This window comes from Pseudoduganella guangdongensis (assembly GCF_009857475.1).
GTDB lineage: Bacteria > Pseudomonadota > Gammaproteobacteria > Burkholderiales > Burkholderiaceae_D > Rugamonas > Rugamonas guangdongensis.
In genome coordinates this window covers 110,476-126,114 of the sequence record NZ_WWCJ01000010.1, presented here as the reverse complement: position 1 = coordinate 126,114, position 15,639 = coordinate 110,476, and the positions used below count along the sequence as shown (strand labels likewise).

The 15,639-nt window shown below is 66.1% G+C and carries 14 protein-coding genes; 4 read left to right on the top strand and 10 right to left on the bottom strand.

Annotated features, from left to right (window positions below; all coding sequences use genetic code 11):
* Positions 1-5 precede the first annotated feature (5 nt).
* From GTP41_RS15590 to GTP41_RS15580, 3 genes are read right to left on the bottom strand one after another with little or no spacing between them, the layout of a single operon-like run.
* On the bottom strand, positions 6-491 hold the full coding sequence (locus GTP41_RS15590; RefSeq protein WP_161026494.1) for a glutathione peroxidase: 486 nt from the start codon (positions 489-491) through the stop codon (positions 6-8).
* A complete protein-coding gene (locus tag GTP41_RS15585; protein WP_161026493.1) occupies positions 491-1,627 on the bottom strand; it encodes a PilT/PilU family type 4a pilus ATPase in 1,137 nt (378 codons plus the stop codon). The genes GTP41_RS15590 and GTP41_RS15585 overlap by 1 nt, the downstream gene beginning before the upstream one ends.
* Before the next feature lie 9 nt (positions 1,628-1,636).
* Positions 1,637-2,680 carry a type IV pilus twitching motility protein PilT gene (locus GTP41_RS15580; RefSeq protein ID WP_161026492.1) on the bottom strand — a complete coding sequence of 348 codons (1,044 nt, stop codon included), beginning with the start codon at positions 2,678-2,680 and terminating at the stop codon, positions 1,637-1,639.
* 56 nt (positions 2,681-2,736) lie between these two features.
* Between GTP41_RS15580 and GTP41_RS15575 the strand changes: the two genes are divergently transcribed.
* Both GTP41_RS15575 and proC read left to right on the top strand, forming a co-directional pair.
* The gene (locus GTP41_RS15575; RefSeq protein WP_161026491.1) at positions 2,737-3,444 is read left to right on the top strand and encodes a YggS family pyridoxal phosphate-dependent enzyme; all 708 of its coding nucleotides are present in this window, start codon (positions 2,737-2,739) and stop codon (positions 3,442-3,444) included.
* Between the two features lie 4 nt (positions 3,445-3,448).
* Entirely contained in the window at positions 3,449-4,288 is an 840-nt protein-coding gene (proC, locus tag GTP41_RS15570) for a pyrroline-5-carboxylate reductase (protein WP_161026490.1), read from the top strand.
* Positions 4,289-4,301: 13 nt separating this feature from the next.
* Here the strand turns inward: proC and GTP41_RS15565 are convergent, their stop codons facing one another.
* From GTP41_RS15565 to GTP41_RS15550, 4 genes are all read right to left on the bottom strand, one after another.
* Positions 4,302-6,527 (bottom strand): ATP-binding protein, encoded by a 2,226-nt coding sequence (locus GTP41_RS15565; protein WP_161026489.1) that lies wholly within the window; start codon positions 6,525-6,527, stop codon positions 4,302-4,304.
* Positions 6,528-6,595: 68 nt separating this feature from the next.
* A complete protein-coding gene (locus tag GTP41_RS15560) occupies positions 6,596-8,989 on the bottom strand; it encodes a TonB-dependent receptor (RefSeq protein WP_161026488.1) in 2,394 nt (797 codons plus the stop codon).
* A 19-nt stretch (positions 8,990-9,008) separates the two neighbouring features.
* A complete protein-coding gene (locus GTP41_RS15555) occupies positions 9,009-10,124 on the bottom strand; it encodes an SO2930 family diheme c-type cytochrome (RefSeq protein ID WP_161026487.1) in 1,116 nt (371 codons plus the stop codon).
* Entirely contained in the window at positions 10,124-11,371 is a 1,248-nt protein-coding gene (locus GTP41_RS15550; protein ID WP_161026486.1) for a parallel beta-helix domain-containing protein, read from the bottom strand. Before GTP41_RS15550 ends, GTP41_RS15555 begins: the two co-directional genes overlap by 1 nt.
* A 113-nt stretch (positions 11,372-11,484) precedes the next feature.
* Here GTP41_RS15550 and GTP41_RS15545 point away from each other — a divergent pair, with 113 nt between their 5' ends.
* Both GTP41_RS15545 and GTP41_RS15540 read left to right on the top strand, forming a co-directional pair.
* Positions 11,485-12,486, top strand: coding sequence for a GlxA family transcriptional regulator (locus GTP41_RS15545; protein WP_161026485.1), 1,002 nt, complete (start codon positions 11,485-11,487; stop codon positions 12,484-12,486).
* Positions 12,487-12,488: 2 nt separating this feature from the next.
* Entirely contained in the window at positions 12,489-13,313 is an 825-nt protein-coding gene (locus GTP41_RS15540; RefSeq protein WP_161026484.1) for a transporter substrate-binding domain-containing protein, read from the top strand.
* 6 nt (positions 13,314-13,319) lie between these two features.
* Here GTP41_RS15540 and GTP41_RS15535 read toward each other — a convergent pair whose 3' ends face one another.
* From GTP41_RS15535 to GTP41_RS15525, 3 genes are read right to left on the bottom strand one after another with little or no spacing between them, the layout of a single operon-like run.
* The gene (locus GTP41_RS15535) at positions 13,320-13,694 is read right to left on the bottom strand and encodes an ElaB/YgaM/YqjD family protein (RefSeq protein ID WP_161026483.1); all 375 of its coding nucleotides are present in this window, start codon (positions 13,692-13,694) and stop codon (positions 13,320-13,322) included.
* A 47-nt stretch (positions 13,695-13,741) separates the two neighbouring features.
* A complete protein-coding gene (gene ubiA / locus GTP41_RS15530) occupies positions 13,742-14,596 on the bottom strand; it encodes a 4-hydroxybenzoate octaprenyltransferase (RefSeq protein WP_161026616.1) in 855 nt (284 codons plus the stop codon).
* Positions 14,597-14,626: 30 nt separating this feature from the next.
* The gene (locus GTP41_RS15525; protein ID WP_161026482.1) at positions 14,627-15,565 is read right to left on the bottom strand and encodes a hydrogen peroxide-inducible genes activator; all 939 of its coding nucleotides are present in this window, start codon (positions 15,563-15,565) and stop codon (positions 14,627-14,629) included.
* Positions 15,566-15,639 lie beyond the last annotated feature (74 nt).

Below are 15,639 nucleotides of genomic sequence, written 5' to 3'. Positions count from 1 at the left end.
GCGGCCTATTGGGACAGCAGCTTACGGATTTCGCCCGCCAGGTCTTCCGGCTTGGTGGTCGGGGCGTAGCGGTCGTGGATGCTGCCGTCCTTACGCACGAGGAACTTGGTGAAGTTCCATTTGATGCCTTCCGTGCCCAGGATGCCGGGCGCATTCTTCTTCAGGTGCTTGTACAGCGGGTGCGCGGCGTCGCCGTTGACGTCGACCTTGGCGAACATGGGGAAGCTGACGCCGTAGTTCTTTTCGCAGAAGGCGCCGATCTCGCCGGCGTCGCCCGGTTCCTGCTGGCCGAACTGGTTGCAGGGGAAGCCCAGCACTTCGAAGTCCTGGCCGGCGAACTCCTTATGCAGCGCCTCCAGGCCCTGGTACTGCGGCGTGAAGCCGCATTTGCTGGCGGTGTTTACGATCAGCAGCACCTTGCCTTTGTATTGCTGCAGATTGACGGGTTGGCCGGACAGGCTGTCGGCGTTAAAGTCGTAAACGGTAGTCATCACACGATCCCCAGGTGTTCAGTGCCGGCCGACAGGTCGCGGTTCTTGGCTTCTTTCGATTCCAGCTTGATGGCCAGGCGCAGGTCGTTGACCGAGTCGGCATTGCGCAGCGCGTCCTCGTAGGTGATGGCGCCGGCCTCGTACAGGTCGAACAGGGCCTGGTCGAAGGTCTGCATGCCCAGTTCGCGCGAGCGCTTCATCAGCTCCTTGATCTCGTGCACCTGGCCTTTGAAGATCAGGTCCGCGATGAGCGGGGAATTCAGCATGATTTCCACCGCCACCGCGCGCCCCTTGGCGTCCTTTTTCGGGATCAGGCGCTGCGAGATCATGCCCTTCAGGTTGAGCGACAAGTCCATCAGCAACTGCTGGCGGCGCTCTTCCGGGAAGAAGTTGATGATACGGTCCAGCGCCTGGTTGGAGCTGTTGGCGTGCAGGGTGGCCAGGCACAGGTGGCCGGTTTCGGCGAAGGCGATCGCGTGGTCCATGGTCTGGCGGTCGCGGATCTCGCCGATCTGGATCACGTCCGGCGCCTGGCGCAGCGTGTTCTTCAGCGCGATTTCCCAGTCCTCGGTGTCGACTCCCACTTCGCGCTGCGTGATGATGCAGTTGCGGTGCGGGTGCACGAATTCGACCGGGTCTTCAATGGTGATGATGTGGCCGTAGCTGTTGGCGTTGCGGTGGCCCACCATGGCCGCCAGCGTGGTCGATTTGCCGGAGCCGGTGGCGCCGACCATGATCACCAGGCCGCGCTTGGACATGATCACGTCCTTCAGCACCGGCGGCAGGCCCAGGTCGTCGAATTCCGGGATGGTGCTGTTAATGGTACGCAGCACCATGCCGACCGAGCTCATTTGCACGAAGGCCGAGACGCGGAAGCGCCCCAGGTCGCCCGGGCTGATGGCGAAGTTGGCTTCCTTGGTCTGCTCGAACGATGCGGTCTGCTTGTCGTTCATGATCGAACGCGCCAGGTCGGAGGTATGGGCCGGCGTCAGGGCCTGCGCCGATACCGGCGTCATTTTGCCGTCGATCTTGATGGCCGGCGGGAAGCCGGCGGTGATGAACAAGTCCGAGCCTTTTTTGCTGACCATCAGGCGCAGCAGGTCGAACATGAATTTTGATGCCTGGTCGCGTTCCATAGTGGGAGATCAGCCTGGGAAATTGTCGGGGATCTTGGCGGCGGAGCGCGCGGCTGCCGACGAGATCAGGTTGCGGCGGACCAGGTCCGTCAGGTTCTGGTCCAGCGTCTGCATGCCGACGTTGTTGCCGGTCTGGATCGCGGAATACATCTGCGCGATCTTCGCTTCGCGGATCAGGTTGCGGATGGCCGGGGTGCCGATCATGATCTCATGCGCGGCCACGCGGCCCGAGCCATCCTTGGTCTTGAGCAGGGTTTGCGAAATGACGGCCTGCAGCGATTCGGACAGCATGGCGCGCACCATTTCCTTTTCCTCGGCCGGGAACACGTCGATGATACGGTCGATGGTCTTGGCGGCGGACGAGGTGTGCAGGGTGCCGAACACCAGGTGGCCGGTCTCGGCCGCCGACAGCGCCAGGCGGATGGTTTCCAGGTCGCGCAGCTCGCCCACCAGGATCGCGTCCGGGTCTTCCCGCAGCGCCGAGCGCAGCGCGTTGTTGAAGGACAGGGTGTGCGGGCCGACTTCGCGCTGGTTGATCAGGCACTTCTTCGATTCGTGCACGAACTCGATCGGGTCCTCGATGGTCAGGATGTGGCCGTACTCGTTCTCATTGAGGTGGTTGACCATGGCCGCCAGCGTGGTCGATTTGCCGGAGCCGGTCGGGCCGGTCACCAGCACCAGGCCGCGCGGCTTCATGGCGAATTCGGCGAAAATCTTGGGCGCGTTCAGTTCTTCCAGCGTCAGGATCTTGGACGGAATGGTACGCAGCACGGCGGCCGCGCCGCGCTCCTGGTTGTAGGCGTTGACGCGGAAGCGCGCCAGGCCCGGAATGGCGAAGGAGAAGTCGCATTCCAGCATTTCTTCGTAGGCCTTGCGCTGGCCGTCGTTCATGATGTCATAGATCATGCCGTGCACGTCCTTGTGCTCCAGCGGCGGCAGGTTGATGCGGCGCACGTCGCCGTGCACGCGGATCATCGGTGGCAGGCCCGCCGACAGGTGCAGGTCTGATGCCTTGTTCTTGACGGAGAATGCGAGTAGTTCGGAAATGTCCATTTATAATCCCTGTGCTTTTTTGATAGCCAAAAGCCTTGGCCCTGTCCCATTCGATTATGTCCACAATAGCCCATAACTTGCAAGTTGTTACTGAAGCAATCAACGTTGCTTCGCAAGAAGCGCAGCGCGCGCCCAACGCGGTCCAGCTGCTGGCCGTTTCCAAGACGTTCCCGGCGCAGGCCGTGCTGGAGGCGGTGCTGGCGGGCCAGCGCGCGTTCGGCGAGAACTATGTGCAGGAAGGCGTGGAGAAGATCCACGCGGTGGCGCAGGCGCGCGGCTGCACGCCGCTGGAGTGGCATTTCATCGGGCCGATCCAAAGTAACAAGACGCGTCTTATAGCGGAAAACTTCGATTGGGTGCACACGATTGAACGCGAGAAGATTGCGCAGCGCCTGTCGGAGCAGCGTCCCGCCGGCCTGCACCCGCTGCAGGTCTGCATCCAGGTCAACACCAGCGGGGAGGCCAGCAAGAGCGGCGTGCTGCCCGGCGACGCGGCGGCGCTGGCGCGCGCGGTGGCGGCCTTGCCGCGCCTGCAGCTGCGCGGCCTGATGGCGATTCCGGAACCGGAAGACGATTTTGACAAGCAGCGCGCGGCCTTCCGCGTACTGCGCGAACTGTACGAGCGGCTGCGCGCGGACGGCGTGGCGCTCGATACCCTGTCGATGGGCATGTCGGCCGATATGCGGGCGGCGATCCATGAAGGCGCGACCATCGTGCGCGTGGGCAGCGCCATTTTCGGCGCGCGCCAATATAACAAAGGATGAAGTGATGAAGATTGCATTCATTGGCGGCGGCAATATGGCCGCGGCGCTGATCGCCGGGCTGGCAGGCAAGCTGACGCCGGGCGCGAATATCCATGTGGTGGACCCGAATCCGGCCTCGCTGGAAGCCCTGCAGCGCCAGTACGGCGTGACGGTGGCGGCCGCGCTGGCGGACAGCGCGGCTGGCGGCGCCGAGGTGCTGGTGCTGGCGGTCAAGCCGCAGGTGATGCATGAGGTGACGCAGCAGCTGCTGCCGCTGCTGCAGGCGGCGCAGGCGGCCGGGCGCGCGCCGCTGGTGTTGTCGATTGCGGCCGGCATCCGCGCCGCCGACCTGGCGCGCTGGCTGGGCGGCTATCCGGCCATCGTGCGCACCATGCCGAATACGCCGGCCCTGATCGGCATGGGCGTAACGGGCATGGTGGCGTCGGCCGGCGTGAGCGCGCCGCAGCGCGCGGCGGCCGACCAGATCCTGCGCGCGGTGGGCGCCACGGTGTGGCTGGACGACGAGTCGCAGATCGACGCGGTGACGGCGGTCTCTGGCAGCGGCCCGGCCTATGTCTTCTATTTCATCGAGGCCATGCAGCAGGCGGCCGAGGAGCTGGGTCTGACGGCGGAGCAGGGCAGGCAGCTGGCCATGGCCACCTTCACCGGCGCGGCCCAGCTGGCGGCGCAGTCGCCGGACCCGGTGCCGGTGCTGCGCGAGAAGGTCACCTCGAAGGGCGGCACCACCTATGCCGCGCTGACCAGCATGGAAGCGAGCGGCGTCAAAGCCGCCATCGTCGGCGCCGTGAAAGCCGCCGCCGCGCGCGGCAAGGAACTGGGCGAACAGCTCGGCAGCGCGGCCTGAGGCCGGTGCGGCCTCAGGCCGCGAGCTGGGCCAGCAGGCGCGCCAGCTGTTCGTCCAGCTGCCCGGCCAGCGGCGCGATGGCGGCCAGCTCGCCGCGGTCGGCCAGCGCCTCGACGCGGCCGCACAAGGCCGTCAGCTCGCGCGCGCCGAACAGGCCGGCGCTGCCCATCAGGCTATGCGCGTGCAGCGCCACCGCCGCCGCGTCGCCGTCGGCCAGGCCCTGGCGCAATGCGGCCAGCTGGCGCGGCGCTTCCGCCGTGAAGGCGGCGCGCACGGCGGCGCTGTTGGCGCTGCCCCCGGCGCCGTCGGCGGCAGCCACTGCGGCTGCGCCCTGGCGCCCGGCGTGCCCATTCAGGCCGAACATGGCGTCCAGCTCCGCCCGTCCCGGTGCGGCTTGTGCCAGCAGGGCGATCTGGCGCCCGATTTCCGCATGCAGGCTGGCCTCTTCGATCGGCTTGGGCAGGAAGCCGTTCGCGCCCGCCTCCATAAAGCGCTGCCTTTCCTCTTGCGCCGCGTTGGCCGTCAGCGCCACCACTGGCACGTCTGGCCGGCGCACGCCCATGGCGCCGGCGCGCAGCAGGCGCAGGGCCGCAATGCCGTCCATGCGCGGCATGCGGCTATCCATGATCACCAGGTCGAAGTCCTGCCGCGCCAGCATCTCCAGCGCCGCCGCGCCGTCGTCGGCGATGGTCACGCTATGCCCCATCTCCGACAGCAGCTCGCGCAGGATGATCTGGTTGGTGCTGCCATCCTCCGCGCACAGCAGGCGCAGGGCGACGGCATGCGGCGCCAGGCGCGCCACCGGCAGCGCCACGGCGGGCTGGCCCGCTTGCAGCGGCAGGCGCACCTCGAACACGCTGCCCGCGCCCGGCTCGCTGCGCACCGATATCTGGCCGCCGAAGGTGTCCACAATCAGTTTGCAGATCGCCAGTCCCAGGCCGGCGCCGCCATATTTGCGCGAGGTCGCCGCATTGCCCTGTTCGAACTTGCCGAACAGGCGGCCGATCGCCTCGCGTTCAATGCCGATGCCGGTGTCGCTGACGGCCAGCACGACGCCGCCATCCGGCGCCGCGCGCGCCGCCAGGCGCACTTCGCCGCGCTCGGTGAACTTGACGCCGTTGCCCACCAGGTTCATCACCACCTGCCGCAGGCGCACCGGATCGCCGCGCCACCATCGGCCCAGGGCGGGGTCCAGTTCAGCCACCAGCGAAATGCCCTTGGTCTCGGCGCGGTCGGCCAGCAGCGCCACCACATCCTGCAGCAGGGCCGGCAAGTCGAAGTCGATCGACTCGAACGGCATCTTGCCCGCCTCCAGGCGCGAGAAGTCGAGGATGTCGTTGATGATGTGCAGCAGAACCTCGGCATTGCCAAGGCCGATGCGCAGCTTGCGGCGGGTATCGGCCGACAGCGTGTCGTCGCGTTTGGCCAGGCGCAGCATGCCGATCACGCCGCCCAGCGGCGTGCGCACCTCATGGCTGATCATGGCCAGGAATTCGGATTTGAGTTCATTTGACAGTTCCGCCGCCTTGCGCGCGGCCATCGATTCGCGCAGCTCCACTTCGCGCGCCTGCAGGATGGCGATCTGGCTCTCCAGCGCTTCGTGTACCGCGCGCTGGCGCGCCAGGGCGCCGGCCAGGCCGTGCAGCAGGTAGGCGCAGGACACCACCAGCAAGGCCGCCACCAGCAGGAAATTCAGCGCCACCAGGGTCCAGTGCATGGACAGGCCCACATCGAGCTGGCCGAGGCCCGGGTCGATGCCGCCCCAATAGCCGGCGGCAAACAGCGTCACGCCGCAGCAGGGCAGGGCCAGTAGACCGGCGCGCAGGCCCAGCAGCACGGTGCACAGCACCGGCACCGCCAGCAGGTAGGGCTGGCTCAGGAGGCCGATGGAAAACAGCAGCACGAGCGCCAGCAGGTAGCAGATGGCGAGAAAGGTGAAGGCGCGCAAGCCGTAGCGCACCGAGCGGCACGCGTACAGCATGCCGGTGCAGGCCAGGGCCACCACATCGGCCCCGATCATGCCCCAGTTCTGCTGTTGCACCCCGGCCCAGATGCTGGGCACCATGGTCACCAGCCCAAGGCAGAAGGCGACCGCGCACAGGCCTTGCAGCAGGTTGTTGCGCCAGGTTTGCAGTTTGTCGGCGTTCTGATTCAGTGCATCCAGCCGGCGCGCGAAGAAGGCGCCCGGCCCGGCGTCTTGCGCGGGCCGGCCAGGGATGGCTGGATCGGGGAACGACATTGCGGCGGGTAGGTGAGGGTGAAAAAGTTGATTCTACTACACGCCTAATTTCACCAGTATGACGCCGCCTACATATTCAGGCGCAGCTCCACCCCCACCCGGCGCGGCGGATTGACCATGGCGTACGGCGTGCCAAGCAGGTTGGTGGTCATATTGCCGATGCTCGTCACATAGCGCTTGTCGAACAGGTTGTTGACGAACAGCGCCACCGCCCACTTGTGGCTGGCCGCCTCGTAGCCGGCGCGGAAATCGGTGCGGTGCGTGGCGCTGCCGGTGCGAAAGCGCGGCGTGACCAGGCAGGCGCCCTGCAGCGCGTCGGCATTGCAGCGCGTGGCGCCGCTGTAGGCGTGCTGCAGCGTGAAGTTGATGTCGCCGCCCGCCACGCCGCGCAGCCAGTAGTCGGCGCCCAGCGCAGTGGTCCATTTCGGCGTGCCGACCGCCTGCCCGTCGAGCTTGATGCCGTCGTTGGTGGTGAAGCTCTTGTAGGTCTGGTCGATGTAGGCCGCGCTCATGTTCAGGCGCAGGTCGCGTGCCGGCTGCCAGCGCGCTTCGAAGTCCAGGCCGTGCGCCTCCTGGTCGCTGCTGGTAACCTGGTAGGTCGGTATCGCGGAGCCGTTATTGACCAGGGCCAGCGACTGCAGGTTGCTGAACTTGTAGTGGTAGAGGGAGGCGTTCACCAGCAGCTTGTACTGGCGGTAGTAGTTCTTCATGCCCACTTCGTAGTTCCACACCTTTTCCGGCTCGTAGCTGGCGTTCACCTGCAGCGCGTTGAAGCCGCCCGACTGGTAGCCCTTGGCGATGGAGCCGTACACCATCATGTCTTCATTGAGCTTGTAGTCCAGCACCGCGCGCGGGCTGGTGTCGCTCCACTTGCTGCGCTTTTCCAGCGGCTTGGCGCTCGCGCCGGGGCTGGTGAATTCGATGTTCTGGCCCATGGCGCCGAGCGCCATCATCATTTCCATTTCCGTCAGCGCGCCCATGGCCACCAGGGCGTCGAAGAAGCCCAGGCCCTGCAGGCGCTGGACCGAGGCGTCCAGGGCGGCGGCGTCGCGCAGCGGGCTATACCAGCTAAAGCGCTTGTCGTCGCGCGTGTAGCGCAAACCGGTGGTCAGGTTCAGCTTGGGCGCCAGGTGCCAGATCACGTCGCCATAGAGCGCGCTAGCCTTGTAGCGCCCCGCCACGTGCATGTTTTCCTGCCACGGGTTGCCCAGCAGGCCGGCCGGGATGCCGGCCATGGCCGCCGCGCCTTCCAGCAGGCTGAAGACGGGCAGGTTGGCCACGTTGCCGAAGATGGTGTCGAGCGTATTGGTGTTGGTGTTGACCTGGCTGGTCTGGTTGGCCTTCTCGTGGTAGAAGCTGAGGCCCGCCACCCAGTCCGCCATGCCGGTATTGGCGGACAGGCGGAACTCCTGTTGCCAGCTGCGGTTGCGTTCCGCGTTCTCGGTGTCGACGTAATGTGTGATGCGGTTGGTGCCGTCGTTGTCCTGCCGGTTGCGCGAGTCGAAGCGGCGCACGCCGGTGATGGAGTTGAAGGTGGCCCAGCCCAGCGGCAGCTCCACGCGCAGGGTGCCGCCGTGGAAGTCGCGCGTCTCGCCATTGTTGGCGGCGTCGTTGTAGACCGGCGCCGTGCGCGGGTCGAGATAGTTGGCGGGATTGACCGGCACCGACGGCAGGCCGGCCACCAGGCCGATGGCGGGGCGCGCCATGTGGTCCAGCTTTTCCGCTTCAACCGACAGCAGCACCTTGGCGCGCGCCGGGGCGTCCCAGCGCAGGGTGGCGCGCACGCCGGTGTCGGTGCCGTGCTGCAGCGAGGCGCCCGTGGCGGCATCCTTCAGCCAGCCGTCGCTGGCGTGGTGCACGGCGGTGATGCGCAGCGCCGTGCTGTCGGACAGCGGCGCATTGGCCAGCAACTCCACATTGCGCGTCTTGTACTTGCCGTAGCGCAGGCGCGCCTCCAGCTCGTTGTCGCGGCCCGGCTCGCGCGTCACCACCGAGATCGCGCCGGCGGCGCTGTTGCGGCCGAACAGGGTGCCTTGCGGCCCTTTCAGCACTTCGATGCGCTGCACGTCGTTGAAGTTCATCACCGCGCCGCCCGTCTTGCCGGCATACACGCCGTCGATATACACGCCGACCGGGGCGTCGGTGCCGATGCCGAAATCGCCGGTGCCGATGCCGCGCAGCGACATGGAGGGCTGGGTCGGCTGCTCGGCGCTGACCGACAGGCCGGGGATGTAGCCGTTCATCTCGGCCAGGTTGGGCGAGGCCAGCTTGTCGATCTGCTCGGCGCCGATGATCTGCAGCGCGATCGGCACGTCCTGCGCCTGCTGCGTGCGGTTCTGCGCCGTGACCACCACGACGTGGGTTTCCTCCTTCGGCGGCTGGTCGGCGGCGCTGGCCGCGCCGCAGCAGGCGAGCAAGGCGCTGGAAATGCTGGACGACAGGACTTTCTTGCGCAGCTTCATGCGGTCTCCCTTGGTAGGTTCAATTGCAGCTTTCCTGCATCGCGCCGATCCAGGCGCGGATCAGTTCCACGCCCTCGCGGTGCGAGGTGGTGCGTCCCAGCTCCGGCATCATGACCCCGGTTTCCGTCGATTTCAGGCGGAACACGAAGATCGAATCATCCGGTTTGCCCGGGTTGATGCCGAAGGAATTGCCGCCGGTGCCGGCGCCCGCCGCCACCGGCGGCTTGCACAGGCCCAGGTGCTGGTTGGCCGGCGCGCCGATCTCCAGGTGCAGGGCGGTGGTGTTGGCCGTGCCTTTGTCGTTGTGGCAGTGCGCGCAGTTGATATCGAGGTAGGCGCGCGCGCGGGCATCGATGCTGGCTTTCGGGTCGCGCCAGTCGGCGTTGCGCGGCGCCTGGGCCGACGGCGGCGCGCCGTGCAGGTAGCCGGCGGCGGCCAGCTGTTCCAGCTGCCCGCCCAGGTTGATGTGGCGCGCCTTCAGGCCGAGCGGCTCGAACTTCTTGCTCTTCAAATCCGCCACATGGCAGGAGGCGCACTGGTTCACGTTCGGCACCACATAGGTGAACTTTTGCTTGCCCTGCGGCGTCGCCATCTCCAGCGGGATCTGCTCGCCGGTGCGCTGCAGCACGGCCTCGGTCTGCTGCGCATTCCACACATAGGGCAGGGCGATCCAGCCTTCCGCACGGCGCACCAGCAGGCGCGTTTCCATCAGCCGCACTTTTTTCAGGTCAAGCCGGCTGGCGTCGCCCTTGTCGTCGCTGGCCAGCACTGCCTGGCCGGCGCCGTCGCGCGGGTAGTAGAAGGTTTTGCTGATGATGGTGCCGACCGGGAAATCGAAGGCCGCATCGGCCTGGTAGGCGGCCGAGACGCCCTTCGGCATCCACACCGTGCGCAGCTTGTGCGCGTAGTCGCTGAACAGGGGCGTGTTCAGGGTGTAGGGCAGCACTTCCTGGTTCAGCACCAACTGCCCTTCGCTGGCGGCCAGCAGGCGCCAGTCGCTGAGTTTTTCGGGGCGGCCTTCGGCGATGAAGTTGACCGGTTCGGGCGGCGGGGCGGGGCTGCGCGCGCAAGCCGCCAGGGCGAGCGCGCACGCTGCCACGGCGGCCGCCCGCAGGGGGCGGAAAGGGAACGTCATCAGGATTGCGAGCTCAGTTGCGGGATGCTGACCGGCGGCAGCTTGGCCAGCTGGCAGCGGTGCGGCGCCGAATCGGCTTTCGGGTTGGCGTACTTGTTCGGGCCGTCCGCATTCAGCACTTCCGCCCCATCCTGCACGCAGATGCGCGCGTCGGCCGGCATCACGCCGTTTTTCGCCAGCGCCTTGTCGGCATAGCCGTCCCACAGCACGTCGGGCAAGTGGCCGGACAGGCCGTACAGCGCCAGTTTCAGCGCTTTCAGGTCCAGGCCGTCGGGCGCGTCGCCGCCGCCCTTGAAGCGGTTGTCGTAGACGTAGATCGCTTTCGGGTAGGGGTCGTAATCCTTGGCCACGCCCTTTTCGGTGAAGTAGCCGGTCGAGTGGTAGCTGGAAATGATGACGTTGGCGGTCTGGTTGTTGGCAATGTCGTTGTCGAAGATCTCGACCTTCGAATTCGAATTGATCACCACCCCGGAGCCGGCTGGCACGCTGGCCACGGCGGTGCCCTTGGCGGCGAAGTTGCCCAGGTTGTTGCCTTCGACCTTGTTCTGGAACACGCGCGTGCTGTGGCCCGGCTGGTCCAGGTTGGGCATATTGAATACCAGGATGCCGCCGGTATTGCCGGTGGCGATGTTGCCGTACACGTCGGCGTTGATGGTGTTCTCGATTTCGATGCCGGCCACATTGGCGTGGGCGCGCGAGTTGCGTACCACCACATTCTGCGACTGGCCGACGTAGATGCCGGCGTCGGAGGCGGCGATCGCCACGCAGTCTTCGATCAGCACATTTTTCGTCTTGACCGGGTAGATGCCGTAAGCGCCGTTGCTGACCTTGGAGCCGCCGGTCCACTGCACCTTCACGCTGCGGATGGTGATGTGGTCGCCGTCGTTGATCTTCAGCCCATCGCCTTTGGAATCCTCGATGGTCAGGCCCTCGATGGTGAAGTGGTTACCGTAGACCAGCAAGCCTTCCGGCCCGGTGATTTGCGGCTTGAAGGAGAGGATGGTCTTGTCCATGCCGGCGCCGCGGATGGTCACGCCGTCCGCGCGCAATTGCAGGCCGCTGGTGAATTTGTACTTACCGGCCGGGATCTCGATCACCGCCCCCGGTTTGGCGTCGAGCAGTTGCTCCTGCAGCTTTTTCTGGAACGCGAGATCGGCGGCCGAAGCAGGCGGCGGCAGCGATGGCATGGTCTTGGTACAGGCCGACAGCAGGCCGCACAGCGCGATGGCGCCGATGGCTTTCAACATACTTCGTCTCCCCAGCTTGTTGTTGTAGAGATGCAGCAGCCAAGCCAGTATATCTGTCCATTATTGAATTGTTATCGTCAATATCGGCCAAATCCAATGCTAGTATCGGCCACATGAAAGCGCCGGTTACAGTTGCCATCTATGTCGGGGACGATTGCTGGGGAGGCCTGGCCTTGCTGGCGCGGGAGGGCTTTGCCATCGCCGGCACCCTGCATGCGCGCAATCCCGACCTGCGGGCGTCGGAGCTGTTCCGCGTGCGCCTGGTGGCGATGGGCAGCGCGCCGGTGCGTTCCTTTACCGGGCCCGCGCTGCAGCCGGAACTGACCCTGGCCGATATGCCGGCGCCGCAAGTGGTGATCGTCCCGCCGTTCTACCTGCCGCTGGCGGCACGCGCGCCGATCGCGCCGGCCCTGGCCGGCTGGCTGCTGCAGGTGCACGCGCACGGCGCCCTGATCGTCGGCATGGCGGGCGGCATGCGCCTGCTGGCCGAAACCGGCTTGCTCGACGGGCGCGAGGTGACCGGCAACCTGTCCGACCAGCGCGTGTTTGCCCGCCACTATCCGGAAGTGCGCTTCACGCCCGATGCGCCGCTGCTGATCGACGACCGCATCATCAGCGCCGGCTCGGTCAATCCCTGCCTGGACGCCTGCAGTTACCTGGTCAGCCACTTTTACGGCGAAGCTGCGGCGCACAAATTCAGCCGCTATACCAATACCGTGACCCAGCCAACCTACGAGCGCGTGGCGATCCGCAACACCGCCTTCAAGCAGCACGGCGACCAGCGCATCCGCCAGGCGCAGGAATACATCGAACGCTGCTTCAAGCAGGATTTGACGGTGGAAGGCGCGGCGCAGCGCACGGCCATGAGCGTGCGCAATTTTTCGCGCCGCTTCCAGCATGCGGTGGGCATGCCGCCGCATCTCTACATTGCGCGCTGCCGCGGCGAGTACGCCAAGGACTTGCTGGCGCGGCCCGGCCTGTCGATGCTGCAGGTGGCGCTGCAGTCGGGCTTTCGCAGCGAGGCCATGCTGCGCCGCACCTTCGGCCAGCTGTTCGGCATGTCGCCCACGGCCTACCGCAGCGGCGCGGCGCCGCCGTCCGGCCGCCAGGCGTGAGAATGATTGCCCTGCCGCAGAGTTTTGGCTATGCTGACGCGATGTGGATCCGGCCCTTCCTGTGCCTCACCCTGATGCTGGGCTGCGCTGCCGCGGCGGCCCAGCAATGCGATGCCGGTAGCGGCGGCCGCAAATTCACGGTCGGAGTGGAAAAGCTGCAGTACCTGCCGCTGCACACGGTGGATGGCAACAACCGTTACGGCGGCTTTGCGCGCGAGGTGCTGGACGCCTTCGCGGCGCAGCACGGCTATGCCTTCGACTATGTGCCGCTGCCGATCAACCGCTTGTACAGCCGCTTCCTGAGCGAACGCACGCTGGATTTCAAGTACCCGGACAACCCCAAGTGGCGTGAAGAGCTGCGCGCCGGCCTACGGCTGAGCTACAGCGAGGTGGTGGTGTCGACCGAGGAAGGCGCCATGGTGTTGCCGCAGCGGCGCGGCAAACCGCTGTCAGCGCTGAAGACGCTGGGGACGGTGTTGGGCTTCACGCCCTGGCCCTACCAGTCTGCCATCGACAGCCGGGCGCTGGAGCTGACCACCTCCAACAGTACGGACAGCCTGCTGCGCCTGGGCCTGGCCGGCCATCCGGATGCGGTCTATGTGAATGTGGACGTGGCCAGCCATATGCTGGCGTCCGAGCTCAAGGCGGGCGGCGGGCTGGTGTTCGACCCCGGTTTGCCGCATGCGCGCTCCGACTTCCGCCTGTCCACCATGCATTGCCGCGCCGTGGTCGAGCAGTTCAACCGCTTCCTGCAACGCGAACAGGGACTGCTGGCGCGCTTGCGCGCCAGCTACCACATAGGCGACGGCGGCAACCGCAGCCGCTGAGGCGGTTTAGCGGCGTGCGATCAGCAGGCCGACAATCACGCCGATGGCGGCGCCGGCGGCCACCGATTTCCAGGGATGGTCGTGCACATAGTGGTCGGTGGCCTGGGCCGCCATCTTGCCGCGCGCGATGACGCTGTCTTCCAGCTTCAGCAGGTCGCGCTTGGCGGTGCGCAGCGTGTCCTCGAACCTGGCTTTGACCATGCCCAGGTCCTCGGTATTGGCGGTGGCCGCATTGCGCAGCCAGGTTTCCGCATCCTGCACCGCTTGCTTGAGGTCGCCCATCAGGCGCTCGCGCGCCTCCGCGCTTTCATTGTGGGCATGGCTTTTGCCATTGGCAACGGCGCCACCGTTGGGTTTTGCTGCTTGGGGTGTCTGGTCCATGATCGCCTCTTTTCGGTGAACTGCACTCAGGTAAATTCCAGTATAGGTCAGCGCAGCGCGTAGTCGAGCACGATGCCTGCGAATACCGCAGCGCCGAGGTAGTTATTGTGGCGGAACGCCGCAAAACAAGGCGCACGCTCGCGGCCACGGATCAGGAAGTAGTGGTAAACGGCGCAGCCGGCGGCGATCGCCATGCCCAGCAGGAAGGGCCAGCCCAGGCCGAAGTGCTGGCCGACCAGCAGCAGGATGGCCAGGTGCACGCCATAGCAGAGCATGATGGCGGCCACGTCGAAGCGGCCGAAAGTGATGGCGGAAGTCTTGATGCCGATCTTCAGGTCGTCGTCGCGGTCGACCATGGCGTACTCGGTGTCATAGGCCACGGCCCAGAACACGTTGCCGAGCAGCAGCAGCCAGGCCACCGCCGGCACCGTGCCCTGCACGGCGGCGAAGGCCATGGGCATGCCGAAGCCGAAGGCAATGCCAAGGTAGGCCTGCGGGATGGCGAAGAAGCGCTTGAAGTAGGGGTAAGTGCCGGCAATGATGAGGGCGGCCACGCTGAGCTGCTTGACCAGGGCGTTCAGTGGCTGGATCAGCAGGAAGGCGAGCAGCGCCAGGCCGGCGGCGATGGCCAGGGCTTCCTTGCCGCTGACGCGGCCGCTGGTGATGGGGCGCTCGGCGGTGCGCTTGACGTGCTTGTCGAAATCCTGGTCGGCGTAATCGTTGACGGCGCAGCCGGCCGAGCGCATGAGGAAGGTGCCGAGCGAGAAGATCAGCAGCAGCTTCCAGTCCGGCACGCCGCCGGAGGCCAGCCACAGCGCGGCCAGGGTCGGCCACAGCAGCAGCACGGTGCCGATCGGCTTGTCCAGGCGCACCAGGCGGAAATACAGTTCGAGTTTGCTCAGGGGTGGGGTGGTCGCTTCCATCCCGCCATTTTACTCTGCGTGGCTGTTCAGCATGCGGATGCCGGGCAGCTGGCAGTCGCCCACCGCTTCCACAATGGCGTCGATGGCGGCCTTGCGCGTAAAACTCTTGCGCCAGACGATGACCACGCGCCGGTTCGGTTCCGGGTTTTCGAAGTAGCGGAAGGCCAGCATACCGTCGCGCCCTTCCATATCCGGCACCGAGGCGCGCGGCAGCACGGTCAGGCCGATGCCGCTGGCTACCATGTGGCGGATGGTTTCCAGCGACGAGCCCTCGAAGGTGCGCTGCATGCCATTGCCGGGTGAGGAGAAGCGTGCCATTTCCGGGCATACTTCCAGCACCTGGTCGCGGAAACAGTGGCCATTGCCCAGCAGGAGCATGGTCTCGGTTTTCAGCAGTTCGGCCGGCACGCTGGTGCGGCCCGACCAGGGGTGGCTCTTGGGCATGGCCACCACGAACGGCTCGTCGTACAGCGGCTGCACGGCCATGCCGTGTTCCGGCAGCGGCAGCGCCATGATGGCCGCGTCCAATTCGCCCTGGCGCAGCATTTCCAGCAGCTTGACGGTGAAATTCTCTTGCAGGATCAAGGGCATTTGCGGCGTCTTCTCGATCATGCGCTTGACCAGCGGCGGCAGCAGGTAGGGGCCGATGGTGTAGATGACGCCCAGGCGCAACGGCCCGGCCAGCGGGTCCTTGTTTTGTTTGGCCAATTCCTTGATGGCGGCCGTCTGCTCCAGCACGCGTTCAGCCTGGGCCACGATCTGGGCGCCCAGCGGGGTGACGGAGATTTCCGCCCCGCCGCGCTCGAACAGGACGACGCCGAGCTCGTCTTCCAGCTTCTTGATGGCGACCGACAGGGTGGGTTGGGCCACGAAACAGGCTTCGGCGGCATGGCCGAAGTGTTTCGCTCTGGCAACGGCTACGATATATTTGAGCTCGGTCAGTGTCATGAATCCATTTGAACACAGGTGTATGCCTTGGTGCAATGCCGCGAATGGGGGATGGCGCTGGCTATAATGAGCAG